The following is a 14,335-nucleotide window of genomic DNA, read 5'->3' as shown; positions in this document are numbered from 1 at the left end:
ATAACCATATGATAAGTACCGCGTTAGGTTTTAACACCGCAATCATAAAGCAAAATGATAATTTTCTTGCTCTGGCGCTGAAAATTAAAAGAGGAGACAACACATGTCAGACATACTACTTACAGTATGCAACCTTAAATGATTTATTAATAATTCTAAACAACCAAATGCAGCGTGTGGCTCATCGATTAATAGAGCAGGGAGAAAGCTATAGAGAACAATTCCGCGAACAAGTTGAGAGCTATATTAAAACCACTCCGCAAATCGAGGCAGCCGAAGTGCAATCACCGGAACCCGGGCGGAGGATTATATCGCTAACCCTCAAAACAGGGAAAACGGAATCCACTTTAATAGCCATGCTTCAATCTGAACAAATTGATATTATCAAAATTGATGATATGCAGGCAGAGTTAATGCTATTGGCAATACGTCAGGCCTTTTTACATGCTGGAACTGAGGAATTTATATCCGTTTTAGAGTCTACAACTGATTTTTTAATGCTATATGCCGTAGAAATCATAGAAAATTCACGTTTCAGCTACGAGCAGTTTGATCATGAAAGCTGGAAGAGAGGTTTATTTTCTCATCATCTGGCTATTCTTTATTGCTATGAAACAGAGAAAGGGAAACAAATTCTCTCCGGAGCCGTTATTAAAACAAATGCACCCCATCCCTCTGAATTAGAAAATGGCATTGCTATTCGCATCAACGAAAGATTTCCTAAATTAAAATCAACGCAGGAAAAATATCCATTATGTCAGATATTCAGTAAAGTTATACCATCATCAGATAACATGGACACTTTAGATGCCTGCTTGCAACCTTTAAAGGCTTTTTTTCTTGAAGAACAAGCAAAACTAGATTTCTAAGGATAAGGCTCTCCTTCTAAGAAGGAGAGCCTTATCAAAACGATCAGTTCGGACACTTATAAACCTGACCATTCATCTCACTGTCTGTCGGTACAAAACTGGAAAGTAGCCCTTGTGTTGGACTACTCACTCCATAAATCACGTTCCCCCCCATCTCGGCAGCGTGATTTCGCAGCGCATTTGCAGCCCTCCGCATTGAGCCCCCCTCATCACCATTTTGCCCTGAGAGCCAGTTGCTTTGTTTACCCGTCGCGGTGCCTAACAACTGGCATTCAGCTCCTGGTTTATCCTGCACGAAACGTACCGCCTCCCCCCCAGCGGTCAAATCACTGCTCGAACTGCACCCTGCCAGCAGTAGCGAAGCCCCAATTATCACTGCAAAATATTTCACCTGCATGTTGCTCCCCATAATCATTTAGTTGGGCACACTAGCCTCACATCTACAACTTATACTAAAAAGATGATCAAATTGAAATTATTAATCCATCGAAAAGTGTGGTGTGTGCCTTCCGGACACCTGTCGCGGTGTATGGCAGCCCCCTGCGCGTAAAGATAGGCGATATCGCTTGATACCTGGCATACTTTTCGTGCTATAACCCACTGTAAAACATATTGTTTTTTCTAAAACTTGGCATTTTGAATTTTTCCAAAACACCAAATATTGAGAACTCACATAATCTTTGTTATTTAATGTGCATGACTAAAATATTTTATGCTTTCTTAAGCGAATAAAGATACATCATTAAAATGATGCAAACAAATTAAAATCATCTCATCAATAATAAATCAAAGCATTGTGTTCTATGAACAAATAGATTCGATAAATTTCACACTCTCACATAGTAAAAGTCACATCAAATTCATTACGTGACTTAGCCCATTGTGCATTATTTTCGTTGCGCTGTGGAACTCTTACCAACGCGAAGGTCCACTGCAGGCAAAGGGAAAATAAGTGTGTTGTGTAAGTATGCTTAAAACTCCTGCGCTTTAGAAGTTAACTGGTTTTTAAAACTATTATCTAGAAATGAAACAAGGAATTTTCAAATGAATAAACGTATTATCGCAGCACTGATCGCCGCAAGCGGCCTGGTAGCATTCAATGCTAGCGCTAACGATGGCACCGTTAATTTTATTGGTGACATTACTGATGGCGCATGTACTGTCGATGTACAAAATACTGGTTTTTCTACCGGTCAGGTTACTCTCGGCTCTGTACCAAAATCAGCATTTTCTGGCGTCGGTTCGACTGCCGGTAACGGTTCTGGTCTGGCAGCAATCACTATTTCCCTGTCAGGTTGCCCTACCACTAAAACCGACGCTTATGTGACTTTCGACGGTGACTATTACAATGGTCTGAATGACTATCTGAAACTGACTGGTTACGGTAACACTGGTGTTGCGAAAGGTGTTGCAATCAAGCTGATGGATTCCAACAACAATCATCTGAAGCTGGGTGAGAAATCTGCAGCAATTCCGCTGACAGCTGGCGCAGCAGATGTTGCATTTAAAGCAACTTATGCGCAGGTTGAAGGCACTGTTGACGCTGGTACTGCAAATGGCGTCGCAACTCTGCTGGTAACTTACTAATTATCAATGCCTCTCATCTCGATGAGAGGCATTTTTATTGACGGTGCTTTATGCGAATCTTAAATTCATTGCTATCTATTATACTTCTCCTTTCTGCCTCTTTTGCATGCTACGCGGGAGTACAGGTCGGAACGACTCGCATAATTTATGCTGAAGGCAAAAAGGAAGTAAGTGTTTCTCTTGATAACCAGGATATAACGCCTTATTTGATAAAGTCATGGATCGAGAATGATAAAAATGTCGGCACTCATTTTTTGCTTACCCCGCCACTTTTTCGCCTAGAGGGTAAGCAAAAAAACGTAGTCAGAATTTTTAAGCTTGACGGTCAGTTACCAACCGACCGAGAGTCACTTTTCTTTTTTAATACAACCTCAATTCCTGCTAGTTCAACAGAGGCCGATCGTAATACATTACAAATTGCGGTTCGTACCAAACTTAAACTCATTTTTCGTCCGAAAAGCTTGAGCGACGACGTGCCCGTAAACCATGCTAAAGAACTGTCCTGGTCACGAAGCGGTAACCAAGTCATCGTCAAAAACCCTTCTCCTTTCTACATCAACTTTATGTTTATTAAGGTGAACGGTCAGTCGCTAATAATGAAAGATAAAAACTTTGTAGCACCGTTTTCCTCTGCTAGTTACGCGTTACCGTCAACAAATGGTGGAAAAGTAGAATGGAAAATCATCAACGATATGGGCGGCCAAAGCGACCTTTATCAAAGCAGTTTATAGTTGAGCTTGATGCATAAAATATAATTATACAAAACCCAAGGACGAGGTAATGATTACAAAATTCAAATTATCTCCATGCTGTTTAGCTCTTATAAGTATCGGTGTGTTAACCATATCTTCCGAGCTATATGCAAGAGAATTTTTTAACCCAGCATTTCTTACCGATCTAAACGGTTCAGACGTGAGTCCGGACCTTTCGGCTTTTGAGGTAGCAAATTCTCAGGCCCCTGGGAAATATCGGGTTGACATCATCATCAATGGTACCGTTGTCGATACCAAAGACGTCGATTTTTTTTCTACGGCAGAACAAAAAGCAAGCTATCTTAACGAGGCGGGAGAAGAGCTTAAACTATACCCATGCTTATCAACAGAGGAATTAAGTGATTATGGTATTAAGGTAAAAGCAATCTCTTCATTAAAAACAAACGCTAATGGTTGCGTCATTATCAGTTCCATTCCAGAAGCCTCTGTTGATTTTAACTTTAACTTACAGAAACTTGAGTTGAGTGTTCCGCAGGCCGCAGTATCCTCGACGGTTCGTGGGTATGTTTCACCTGATGAATTTGACAATGGTATTAACGCGTTCTATTTAAATTATAGATATAATGGAACCAGTAGCTACGCACGAGATAACGGATTATCAGATCAAGAGAACCATAGTGTCAATTTACTGCCAGGCTTAAATATCGGGCCATGGCGTATTAAAAACTACACTACGTGGAATAAAGATAGTTATGATAATGATAGCAATGGTAAATGGGATACTATCTATACCTATGCTGAACGAAATATTATTTCACTGAAAAGCATGTTGACATTGGGTGAAAGCACTTCGGATGCTGATATTTTTGATAGTGTGCCATATCGTGGTGCGCAATTAAACTCAGACGATTACATGGATGCGGAAAGTATCCAGGGATATGCACCTGTAGTTCGAGGAATTGCGAAAAGTAACGCAAAAGTTATTATTAAACAAAGTGGATATGTTATTTATCAATCTTTCGTTCCTCCAGGGGCCTTTGAGATCACTGATCTGTATTCGACAGGTGGCAATGGGGACCTCAATGTCACGATCGAAGAAGCTGACGGCACTCAACAAAATTTTGTTGTAGCTTATGCTTCACTTCCAGTATTACGTCGTGAAGGTAGCTTAAAATACAGCATTACATCCGGCCAATACCGCTCCTCCGACGGTAGCGTTGATTATACTCCGTATTCACAAGCAACGGCCAGCTATGGTTTACCATACAACACCACCCTATACGGGGGATTCCAGGCTGCTTCGAAATATCAATCAGTGGCCATTGGCGTCGGTAACAACCTGGGCGTACTTGGCGCTGTTTCTTTAGACGTAACACAGGCCTGGTCGACGAAGCAAGATCAAGATAAGATATCGGGTCAATCCGTGCGTATACGCTACAGCAAAAACCTGAACGATATAGGCACAAATATAGCTATTGCAGGCTATCGTTACTCAACGAGCGGCTTTAATACCCTTTCAGATGTTCTTGAAACATATCGTGATGACTATAAATACTACTACAACGATCGCGTTAAAAATAGAACTGAAATTACCGTAAGTCAAAGCCTCGGTGATAAGTTAGGCTATTTTAACATCGGCGGTGTAATGGAGGATTACTGGAATCAGCGTCGCAGGAATAACTCACTTAACGTAGTTTACAGCAATAGCTGGAGCGGTATTACATATAATTTTAACTATTCCCACTCCCGCTCCTCAACTGACTATGAGGGTTACGGTAGAAACTATTCTACTGATAATATCTTTTCGTTCAATATCAATGTGCCATTGAATTTCTGGATGCCTAACACCTGGGCTACTTATGGTTTAAATACCAGCGATCCTGGTTCGACAAGCAACAGTGTTGGGCTTTCAGGTCTTGCATTGGCCGATAATAATTTAAGCTGGAACCTTCAGCAACAATACGATAATCGCGATTATAGTAGCGGAACCGCTGGTGTTGATTATAAAGGCACCTATGGAGAGATTTTTGGTAGTTATAATTATGATCATAACTGGCAGCGCCTTAATTATGGTATAAACGGTGGAATTGTCGCTCATCGTGATGGTATCACCGCAGGGCAATCATTCAGCGATACCAGTGCTCTCGTTAAAGCCCCTGGTGTTAATGGTACTCGAGTAGTGGGTAACACCGGCGTAAAAACTGACTATCGTGGCTACGCTATCGTACCTAATATTACAATGTATCGTAGAAATGATGTGGTATTAGATACTGAAACGATGCCTAATGATGTTGACCTTGACACTACGGTAGCCACTGTTGTCCCAACCCGAGGTGCGATCGTACGAGCAGAATATTCAGGGAAAAAAGGGATACGCGCGCTGCTGCAGCTAGTGGATACACATAATAAGTTTATACCTTTTGGTGCAATGGTAAATCTTGCTTCCGAAAATTCGACGAATAATAACAGCGGGATCGTTAGCGACAATGGTCAAGTTTATCTGGCTGGGTTACCGACAACGGGAGTACTGCTTGTCAAATGGGGAAATAGTATATCTAAACAGTGTACGGTAAATTATCAGTTCCCTGGGTCTGAAAAGGTCAATGGTATCAAACAGGGCCAGTTTATCTGCCGCTAATTAAAGCAAAAGGACTTCATTTATGCGTAATTACTTCCTGGCCATTAGTACTGCTTTTGCTGCAATTTATAGCCCAAGCATTTTCGCCGCCAGCGGGTGCGTGGTTATTGATGGAAAAACTTATGAGTTGAATCTAGCATCTATGCCTATTGATCCTGATGTGGATGTTGGAACTGTTTTGTATACGGCGAGGGTTGATACTTCAGGTCCTAAACTGACTTGTCCATTAAATACAGCAAGGGGAAAATATTCCTCTCAAATGCTTGGTTCTTTTCAAACATTAGTGGGTACTAACGCTTATGGCAATATCTATGCCTCCGGCATAGACGGCATCGGCATCCAAATAAGAGATCTGGAACAATCTGCAAAAGCTGTTCCCTATGAAACCAGTATGGATTCTGGTGCACTCTACTACTGGAGCACAGATAAAAAGACACAAATCCAGTTTATCAAAACAGGAAAAATTGGAACTGGCACAAGTTACACTGGCTTAGCAGCTCAGTTCAAGTTAGATTCCTGGGTTGTTGCCAAGATATCTATAAAGACCAAGGTGGCCTGGATAACCAAAAGTTGCGTAGCTGAACCGAACTCCAGGATACAGAATATTCAACTGGGGAAACCACTGGCATCATCTTTTACCTCTATCGGCAGTACATCGCCTGATGTGAACTTTTCAGTTAAATTAAAATGCCAAGAAGATAACATTCCCGTTTATGTCTCATTTGAACCTTCTACCGGCAGCACCGGTAATGGAATGTTAAATTTAGATACTAGTAATGCTGATGCTGCATCAGGTATCGCCATTGAGATTTTAAATGCTGCCGATCGTTCGAAACTCGTTTTTTCCAGTGAAAAGAAATATCATACGGCAAGTGAATCATCAATTGAGATTCCATTAATTGCGCACTACAAGCGTACAGGGACTGTAAAAGCAGGCACTGCTAATGCAGCAATGACGTTTGTAATCAACCAGTACTAATTACTACCTGGTTATCTATCATTGAATATAAACTGATGAATTGATGAATTGATGAATTGATGAATTGATGAATTGATGAATTGATGAATTGATGAATTGATGAATTGATGAATTGATGAATTATTTCTAAAACAGTAAAATAGCTATTGAAAAAGAAAAAGTAATGAATAAGATGTAACTGCTTCCACTAATTGGTACGAAAGTGTGTATTCGATTATTCGAATATAATATCTAATATGCGGTATCAATTTATTTTCTAATTTTTTAGAATAATAGCTGGAATCAATAAAATAATGAATGTAATACACTAACTACTCAAGGAAATAAAATGAAAGAGTTAACTATCAACGAAATGGAATCTATCGCAGGCGCTTACAGCTGGGATTTTTCCTCTTTTAGTTCAGCTTTAACCAGTATCTTATCTAACTCAGCAGAGGCCGTTGCATCGGCCCTCCTGCTTGGTTCTGCAGCTGCAGCACTGGGAAGTACTATTGGTGGAACGCATGGTAGTGATAACGGCGGCCTGTTTGGTGTGGGTACGCTGGGTATGGCAATTGGTGGGCTTTATGGTCTTATTGCTGGAGCCATTACCGGTGCAATTTCTGGTTTGATGTATGGCTGGGATGCAGCAAGTGCTGAAGCTACTAAGATGTGGGATTCTTTCTCTTCTGGTTCGCATGGCATTTATTAATTCGAATTTGTAAAACAGGCCGCCTCCTGTGGGGGTGGCCTTTTTAAATAATCACATAAAAATAAAGTGAATTTTGATATTTTTCCTCGCTATTAATTGAAATAATAATTTTCCCCTTACAACATCAACATACTATCGATATATTTGTTTTCGATGAACTAATAGTCAACATAGTTTTCTAAAGCTAAATTTAGAATTTTATCCAACAGATTTACTACAAACCATTTAATCCCGAGGGGATTTTATTCAAACGTTAGCGGCAATGATGTCTCTTAGATTCCATTGGAAGCTGGCTCTGACGACTATAAGTCATCTGAAAATTAATATGTCGTATCACCTCGTGGGCCTTTTAGGCTACGGGTTTATAATCTATAACCTTTTTGTCATGCAACTGATACCTGTTGGTGCGTTCGTATCACTGGTCTGGCAGTTAATCGCTAATATTTATTTTTTAGGTATTTCTGCTTTTAGTGTATCGATACGGCTTTTCGTTGCAGTCAGGACCGACCATAACCACGTATCATGTTATGCTCTGGTAATAAAATGCAAACAGCAGACTAAGAGGATGGTGATTCCACGACTTCCAGGTCATCACCCGGATATTCTACGTATGAGTTAGTTAATAAATGTTTTATTAATGAACTACGCGACTAATATCAGGTGGACCTAACCTACATGAATGTTTTCATGAAGAGGTCTTTACTCATAATTAGCATCTGCTACAGATTGTATGAAGAAAGTTGACTGCAGTTGCATTATCTTTTATGGGATATGTGTATGGTCTGTTTTCACACAATACTTCACACATCATCTGTATGATTCCCTATCTGCAACTTGACAAAGTATTCTCTCAACCAAAAATAGTTTACACCATTGCCTCCTTCTGAAAGTCGAAGATTGTCATAGTGCCTGACAGTATTACAATCTTTTGAAGGGGATGAGATCTATATAAAAAACCCCCAGCCATTGCTGGCCAGGGGTTTCTGCTTTTTTATGCCGTAGAGCGCACGATTACATCATGCCGCCCATACCGCCCATGCCGCCCATGCCGCCAGCAGCACCTAAGTCAGGCGCGTCGCCTTTCGGCAGGTCGGTCACCATGCACTCGGTGGTGATCATCAGGCCAGCCACGGAAGCCGCGTACTGCAGAGCAGAACGGGTGACTTTGGTTGGATCCAGGATACCGAAGTCGATCATGTTGCCGTATTCTTCAGTTGCTGCGTTGTAACCGTAGTTACCGTCGCCAGCTTTCACGTTGTTAGCCACAACAGACGGCTCTTCGCCGGCGTTGGACACGATCTGACGCAGCGGCGCTTCCATTGCGCGCAGCGCAACTTTGATACCGACGTTCTGATCTTCGTTCTGACCGGTCAGGCCAGCGAGTTTCGCCGCAACGCGAACCAGCGCTACGCCGCCGCCAGCCACCACGCCTTCTTCAACCGCAGCACGGGTTGCGTGCAGGGCGTCGTCGACGCGTGCTTTTTTCTCTTTCATTTCAACTTCGGTAGCCGCACCGACTTTGATTACTGCTACGCCGCCAGCCAGTTTAGCGACACGTTCCTGCAGTTTTTCACGATCGTAGTCGGAGGTCGCTTCTTCGATCTGCTTACGGATCTGAGCTACGCGGCCCTGGATTGCGGATTCTTCGCCAACGCCATCGATGATGGTGGTGGTGTCTTTGTTGATAACCACGCGTTTCGCCTGGCCCAGGTCTTCCAGAGTCGCTTTTTCCAGCTCCATACCGATCTCTTCAGAGATAACGGTACCGCCAGTCAGAGTAGCGATGTCCTGCAGCATAGCTTTACGACGGTCGCCGAAGCCCGGTGCTTTCACCGCAGCCACTTTAACGATGCCGCGCATGGTGTTAACCACCAGGGTCGCCAGCGCTTCGCCTTCAACGTCTTCAGCGATGATGACCAGCGGTTTGCCAGCTTTCGCTACGGCTTCCAGAACCGGCAGCATTTCGCGGATGTTGGAGATTTTTTTGTCAGCCAGCAGGATGAACGGGCTTTCCAGCTCAACGGCACCGGTGTCCGGCTTGTTGATGAAGTACGGAGACAGGTAGCCGCGGTCGAACTGCATACCTTCAACTACGTCCAGTTCGTCTTCCAGACCGGTACCGTCTTCAACGGTGATCACGCCTTCTTTACCAACTTTATCCATCGCTTCCGCGATCAGTTTACCGACGGTTTCGTCGGAGTTAGCGGAGATGGTACCTACCTGAGCGATAGCTTTGGAGTCAGAGCACGGAACGGACAGCGCTTTCAGCTCTTCTACTGCAGCCAGTACCGCTTTGTCGATACCGCGTTTCAGATCCATCGGGTTCATGCCTGCAGCAACAGCTTTCAGGCCTTCGTTCACGATAGCCTGAGCCAGTACGGTTGCGGTGGTGGTACCGTCGCCTGCTGCGTCGTTCGCTTTAGAGGCAACTTCTTTCACCATCTGCGCGCCCATGTTTTCGAATTTGTCTTCCAGTTCGATTTCACGTGCAACGGAAACACCATCTTTGGTGATGGTCGGCGCGCCGAAGGATTTGTCCAGAACCACGTTACGGCCTTTCGGGCCCAGGGTCACTTTAACTGCATCTGCCAGTACGTTTACGCCGCGCAGCATTTTTACACGAGCGTCGTTACCGAATTTTACGTCTTTTGCTGCCATTTCTTTTATTCCTCAAATTCGTTCAGGGTCGTGCGAATTAAGCTTCAACAATTGCCAGGATGTCGCTTTCGGACATGATCAGTACTTCTTCGTTGTCGATCTTTTCAGTCTTCACGCCGTAGCCATCGTTGAAAATCACGATGTCACCAACTTTAACGTCCAGCGGCTGCACGGTCCCGTTTTCCAGGATGCGGCCTTTACCGACAGCGATGATTTCGCCACGAGTTGACTTAGCTGCTGCAGAACCGGTCAGAACGATGCCGCCCGCAGATTTGGTTTCAACTTCTTTACGTTTGACGATCACACGATCATGTAACGGACGAATACTCATTGATAGCTCTCCTTCGAGAAAGTCATTATCAGTTATGGGTGACGCCGGGCCGAACGCGGTTTACCGGCTAGTGCAGAGAGAGATGGGGATGGCCATTTACGGCTTCAAGGGCAAAATTAAAAAAAATTTTTACCTTTGCGCTGGCGCACAAAAAGCGGCCATGTCAGGCAATCGGTCATAAGGAAAAGCGATTGTGATACTCTCTTTTTTTTCACTGGCGCAGGATTGAATCATGAGTGGTTTAAAACAGGAGTTAGGGCTGGGACAGGGAGTTGGGTTGCTTTCCACCTCATTGCTGGGTACCGGCGTCTTCGCCGTCCCGGCGCTGGCGGCGCTGGTCGCTGGCGATAACAGCCTGTGGGCATGGCCGCTGCTCATTCTCCTTGTTTTCCCGATTGCCATCGTCTTCGCCCTGCTCGGCCGCCATTTTCCCAGCGCGGGCGGCGTGGCCCACTTTGTCGATATGGCCTTTGGGCCACGTCTGGCCAGCGTCACCGGCTGGCTGTTTTTATCGGTTATCCCGGTCGGACTCCCCGCCGCCCTGCACATCGCCACCGGTTTTGGCCAGGCGCTGTTCGGCTGGCATGATGCGCAGCTGCTGCTGGCGGAGCTGGGCACCCTGGCCATCGTCTGGTGGGTCGGTTCGCGTGGCGCCAGCTCCAGCGCCAACCTGCAGACGTTGGTTGCCGTACTGATTGTGGCGCTGATCGTCGTAGTCTGGTGGCGCGGCGGGATAAGCCCGGCGCAGATCCCCTTCCCGGCCCCGGCGGAGATTGACCGCGGGCAGCTCTTTTCGGCGCTGTCGGTGATGTTCTGGTGCTTTGTCGGTCTGGAAGCCTTCGCGCATCTCGCCTCGGAGTTTAAACATCCCGAGCGTGATTTCCCCAGGGCGCTGATGATAGGCCTGCTGCTTGCCGGCTCGGTCTACTGGGCCTGCACCGTACTGGTGCTGCACTTCCACGCCTTTGGCGAGGAGATGGCGGCGGCGGCGTCATTACCGAATATCGTGGTCCGTCTGTTCGGCGTCGAAGCGCTGTGGGTAGCCTGCGTCATCGGCTATCTCGCCTGTTTCGCCAGCCTCAACATCTATATTCAAAGCTTTGCCCGCCTGGTCTGGTCGCAAGCGCAGCATAAGCCACACAGCTACCTCGCAAGGCTGTCGCCACGGCAGATCCCGCGCAACGCCCTCAACGCCGTGCTGGGATCCTGCGTAGTTAGCACCCTTGGCATCTATCTGCTCGATATCAATCTGGACGCGCTGATCGTTTACGCCAATGGCATTTTCATCATGATCTATCTGCTGTGCATGCTGGCGGGTTGTCGTTTGCTTCGCGGTCGCTATCGGCTATTGGCGGTGGTGGGCAGCATTCTCTGTCTGCTGCTGCTGGCGATGGTCGGCTGGAAAAGCCTGTACGCGCTGGTGATGCTGGCGGGGCTGTGGCTGTTTTTACCCAGGCGCAAGCTGGCGACGGGAAGCGTGTAGGCCTGCAAAGAAAGCGGCCCGGTCGCATCTGCTGACCGGGCCGGGGGAATGTTAATCGCGGCGATCGTCCTTATGGTCCAGACGGTCGCGCTGCTCATCTTTGCGCTGGAATTCCCCTTCGAAGGTCTCTCCGCCGCCAGTTCCGGCGCTAAAGCCGCCGCCCGGCATCCGGCTGAAGCGCAGGTGCGGCATCAGCTTCATCGTCAAATGCTTTTGCACCGGCGGCAGCAATAGCAGCAGGCCGAGGAAGTCGGTAAAGAACCCCGGGAGCAACAGCAGCAGACCAGCGATAATCAGCGATACGCTCTTGATCATCTCCGCCGCCGGGCTCTCGCCCGCGGCCATCTTCTGCTGCATCAGCAGGAAGTTTTTGAAGCCCTGGTTACGCACCAGCGACATCCCTACCACCGAGCTAAAGATCACCAGGATCAGGGTCATAAAGACGCCCAGCACGTGCGCAACCTGGATAAAGATCGATATCTCAATGTAAACGTAAAGAAAAAAAGCAATAAACGGAATCCAACGCACCGGCGTCTCCTTCATCAACGGGCGCTGCGTTCAGCGCCCGTAATCATCAATTTGCTGATCGCATCCCACTAACATGGGGATGCTGAGCGGCTTTTCAATTAGCGGAAAGGCTTATTTTTCTCAGGAATAAGAAAGCGGTGACCCATTTCACAGATTAATAAATCTTCTCATACCCGCAATGTAATAAGTGATCAAGCTTACTGATATTCGCTATCATCAGCATATGATCTTGGGCACCGGGCCGGTTAAGGAAATAATCGTCGGCCAGAAAATATACTGAATACTGGATATTCTGTGTGTTTGGTGAATTCATTGGCAGCTTGAAAAGAAGGTTCACATGTTAAACAACATTCGTATCGAAGAAGATCTGTTGGGCACCAGGGAAGTTCCCGCGGACGCTTACTACGGCGTTCATACTCTGCGAGCGATTGAAAACTTCTACATTAGCAACAGCAAAATCAGTGACATACCAGAATTCGTGCGCGGCATGGTCATGGTTAAGAAAGCCGCCGCGCTGGCGAACAAGGAGCTGCAGACCATTCCCAAAAGCGCGGCAAATGCGATTATCGCCGCCTGTGACGAAGTCCTGAATAACGGCAAATGCATGGACCAGTTCCCGGTCGATGTCTTCCAGGGCGGGGCCGGTACCTCCGTAAACATGAACACCAACGAAGTCCTGGCGAACATTGGCCTTGAGCTGATGGGCCACCAGAAAGGCGAATACCAGTACCTGAACCCAAACGATCATGTCAACAAATGCCAGTCCACCAACGATGCTTACCCCACCGGGTTCCGCATTGCGGTGTATGCCTCCATCCTTAAGTTAATCGATGCGATTAAACAGCTGGGCGAAGGCTTCCAGGCGAAAGCCGTGGAGTTCCAGGACATCCTCAAAATGGGCCGCACCCAGCTGCAGGACGCGGTGCCGATGACCCTCGGCCAGGAGTTCCATGCCTTCAATGTGCTGCTTAATGAAGAGACCAAAAGCATTCTGCGCACTGCGGAGCTGCTGCTGGAGGTGAACCTCGGCGCCACCGCCATTGGTACTCGCCTCAACACCCCGGACGGCTATCAACAGCTGGCGGTGCAGAAGCTGGCTGAAGTAAGCAACTTACCTGTCGTCCCGGCGGAAGATCTGATTGAAGCCACCTCGGACTGCGGAGCGTACGTTATGGTTCACAGCTCGCTGAAACGCCTGGCGGTGAAACTGTCCAAGATCTGTAACGACCTGCGCCTGCTCTCTTCCGGTCCGCGCGCGGGCCTCAACGAAATCAACCTGCCTGAGCTGCAGGCTGGCTCTTCAATCATGCCGGCGAAGGTTAACCCGGTGGTGCCGGAGGTGGTCAACCAGGTCTGCTTCAAAGTTATCGGCAACGATACCACTGTGACCATGGCCTCCGAAGCCGGTCAGCTGCAGTTGAACGTGATGGAGCCGGTAATCGGCCAGGCGATGTTCGAGTCGATTCATATCCTGACCAACGCCTGCTACAACCTGCTGGAGAAATGCGTTAACGGCATCACCGCCAATAAAGCGGTATGTGAAGGCTACGTCTACAACTCCATCGGCATCGTCACCTACCTCAACCCGTTTATCGGCCACCACAATGGCGATATCGTCGGCAAGATCTGTGCCGAAACCGGCAAGAGCGTACGGGAAGTGGTGCTGGAGCGCGGACTGCTGACGGCGGCGGAGTTGGATGATATTTTCTCTGCGCAAAACCTGATGCATCCCGCTTATAAAGCAAAGCGTTATACCGATGAAAGCGAACAGTAATCTTTCAGGTTAGTCATTCAAAGGCATGTCAGCGATGACATGCCTTTTTTGCTTTTTGGTTTTACTAAAATACAACAATTCAAT

12 protein-coding genes are annotated in these 14,335 nt (G+C 46.5%); 8 read left to right on the top strand and 4 right to left on the bottom strand.

All coding sequences use genetic code 11. The features are described 5' to 3' along the window. The first annotated feature begins 8 nt into the window (after window positions 1-8). Window positions 9-869: a YjeJ family protein gene (yjeJ, locus tag BHE81_RS24755; RefSeq protein WP_149888843.1), complete on the top strand. Its 861-nt coding sequence runs from the start codon at window positions 9-11 to the stop codon at window positions 867-869. Between the two features lie 43 nt (window positions 870-912). Here yjeJ and BHE81_RS24750 read toward each other — a convergent pair whose 3' ends face one another. Continuing rightward, window positions 913-1,266 (bottom strand): DUF4156 domain-containing protein, encoded by a 354-nt coding sequence (locus BHE81_RS24750; protein WP_019725218.1) that lies wholly within the window; start codon window positions 1,264-1,266, stop codon window positions 913-915. Between the two features lie 647 nt (window positions 1,267-1,913). Between BHE81_RS24750 and BHE81_RS24745 the strand changes: the two genes are divergently transcribed. From BHE81_RS24745 to BHE81_RS24725, 5 genes are all read left to right on the top strand, one after another. Next, window positions 1,914-2,456 carry a fimbrial protein gene (locus BHE81_RS24745; protein ID WP_110246475.1) on the top strand — a complete coding sequence of 181 codons (543 nt, stop codon included), beginning with the start codon at window positions 1,914-1,916 and terminating at the stop codon, window positions 2,454-2,456. A 50-nt stretch (window positions 2,457-2,506) separates the two neighbouring features. Then, window positions 2,507-3,187, top strand: coding sequence for a molecular chaperone (locus BHE81_RS24740; RefSeq protein ID WP_004186605.1), 681 nt, complete (start codon window positions 2,507-2,509; stop codon window positions 3,185-3,187). A gap of 49 nt (window positions 3,188-3,236) precedes the next feature. Further along, window positions 3,237-5,807: a fimbria/pilus outer membrane usher protein gene (locus BHE81_RS24735; RefSeq protein ID WP_110246476.1), complete on the top strand. Its 2,571-nt coding sequence runs from the start codon at window positions 3,237-3,239 to the stop codon at window positions 5,805-5,807. A gap of 22 nt (window positions 5,808-5,829) precedes the next feature. Next, window positions 5,830-6,786, top strand: coding sequence for a fimbrial protein (locus BHE81_RS24730; protein WP_004186599.1), 957 nt, complete (start codon window positions 5,830-5,832; stop codon window positions 6,784-6,786). Between the two features lie 328 nt (window positions 6,787-7,114). Next, window positions 7,115-7,477 (top strand): hypothetical protein, encoded by a 363-nt coding sequence (locus tag BHE81_RS24725; protein ID WP_004186597.1) that lies wholly within the window; start codon window positions 7,115-7,117, stop codon window positions 7,475-7,477. 1,011 nt (window positions 7,478-8,488) lie between these two features. Here BHE81_RS24725 and groL read toward each other — a convergent pair. Then, the gene (gene groL, locus BHE81_RS24715; protein WP_002885441.1) at window positions 8,489-10,135 is read right to left on the bottom strand and encodes a chaperonin GroEL; all 1,647 of its coding nucleotides are present in this window, start codon (window positions 10,133-10,135) and stop codon (window positions 8,489-8,491) included. Window positions 10,136-10,172: 37 nt separating this feature from the next. Beyond that, window positions 10,173-10,466 carry a co-chaperone GroES gene (locus tag BHE81_RS24710; RefSeq protein WP_004152420.1) on the bottom strand — a complete coding sequence of 98 codons (294 nt, stop codon included), beginning with the start codon at window positions 10,464-10,466 and terminating at the stop codon, window positions 10,173-10,175. A gap of 232 nt (window positions 10,467-10,698) precedes the next feature. Here BHE81_RS24710 and yjeH point away from each other — a divergent pair, with 232 nt between their 5' ends. Beyond that, window positions 10,699-11,949, top strand: a complete 1,251-nt coding sequence (yjeH, locus tag BHE81_RS24705; RefSeq protein ID WP_009485424.1) for an L-methionine/branched-chain amino acid transporter — start codon at window positions 10,699-10,701, stop codon at window positions 11,947-11,949. Between the two features lie 51 nt (window positions 11,950-12,000). Here yjeH and BHE81_RS24700 read toward each other — a convergent pair whose 3' ends face one another. Beyond that, complete coding sequence (locus tag BHE81_RS24700) at window positions 12,001-12,477, bottom strand: FxsA family protein (protein ID WP_002885425.1); 477 nt, start codon at window positions 12,475-12,477, stop codon at window positions 12,001-12,003. Between the two features lie 337 nt (window positions 12,478-12,814). Here BHE81_RS24700 and aspA point away from each other — a divergent pair, with 337 nt between their 5' ends. Next, the gene (gene aspA, locus BHE81_RS24695; protein WP_002885424.1) at window positions 12,815-14,251 is read left to right on the top strand and encodes an aspartate ammonia-lyase; all 1,437 of its coding nucleotides are present in this window, start codon (window positions 12,815-12,817) and stop codon (window positions 14,249-14,251) included. Window positions 14,252-14,335: the final 84 nt, after the last annotated feature.

This window comes from Klebsiella sp. AqSCr (assembly GCF_008452795.1).
Lineage (GTDB): Bacteria > Pseudomonadota > Gammaproteobacteria > Enterobacterales > Enterobacteriaceae > Klebsiella > Klebsiella pneumoniae.
The sequence above is the reverse complement of the archived record's forward strand: the minus strand, read 5'-3'. Positions and strand labels throughout refer to the sequence as shown.

Bases quoted from the DNA above. Each gene is read 5' to 3' on its own strand.
- yjeJ (WP_149888843.1), top strand. From the start codon at position 9: ATGATAAGTACCGCGTTAGGTTTTAACACCGCAATCATAAAGCAAAAT.
- BHE81_RS24750 (WP_019725218.1), bottom strand. From the start codon at position 1,266: ATGCAGGTGAAATATTTTGCAGTGATAATTGGGGCTTCGCTACTGCTG.
- BHE81_RS24745 (WP_110246475.1), top strand. From the start codon at position 1,914: ATGAATAAACGTATTATCGCAGCACTGATCGCCGCAAGCGGCCTGGTA.
- BHE81_RS24740 (WP_004186605.1), top strand. From the start codon at position 2,507: ATGCGAATCTTAAATTCATTGCTATCTATTATACTTCTCCTTTCTGCC.
- BHE81_RS24735 (WP_110246476.1), top strand. From the start codon at position 3,237: ATGATTACAAAATTCAAATTATCTCCATGCTGTTTAGCTCTTATAAGT.
- BHE81_RS24730 (WP_004186599.1), top strand. From the start codon at position 5,830: ATGCGTAATTACTTCCTGGCCATTAGTACTGCTTTTGCTGCAATTTAT.
- BHE81_RS24725 (WP_004186597.1), top strand. From the start codon at position 7,115: ATGAAAGAGTTAACTATCAACGAAATGGAATCTATCGCAGGCGCTTAC.
- groL (WP_002885441.1), bottom strand. From the start codon at position 10,135: ATGGCAGCAAAAGACGTAAAATTCGGTAACGACGCTCGTGTAAAAATG.
- BHE81_RS24710 (WP_004152420.1), bottom strand. From the start codon at position 10,466: ATGAGTATTCGTCCGTTACATGATCGTGTGATCGTCAAACGTAAAGAA.
- yjeH (WP_009485424.1), top strand. From the start codon at position 10,699: ATGAGTGGTTTAAAACAGGAGTTAGGGCTGGGACAGGGAGTTGGGTTG.
- aspA (WP_002885424.1), top strand. From the start codon at position 12,815: ATGTTAAACAACATTCGTATCGAAGAAGATCTGTTGGGCACCAGGGAA.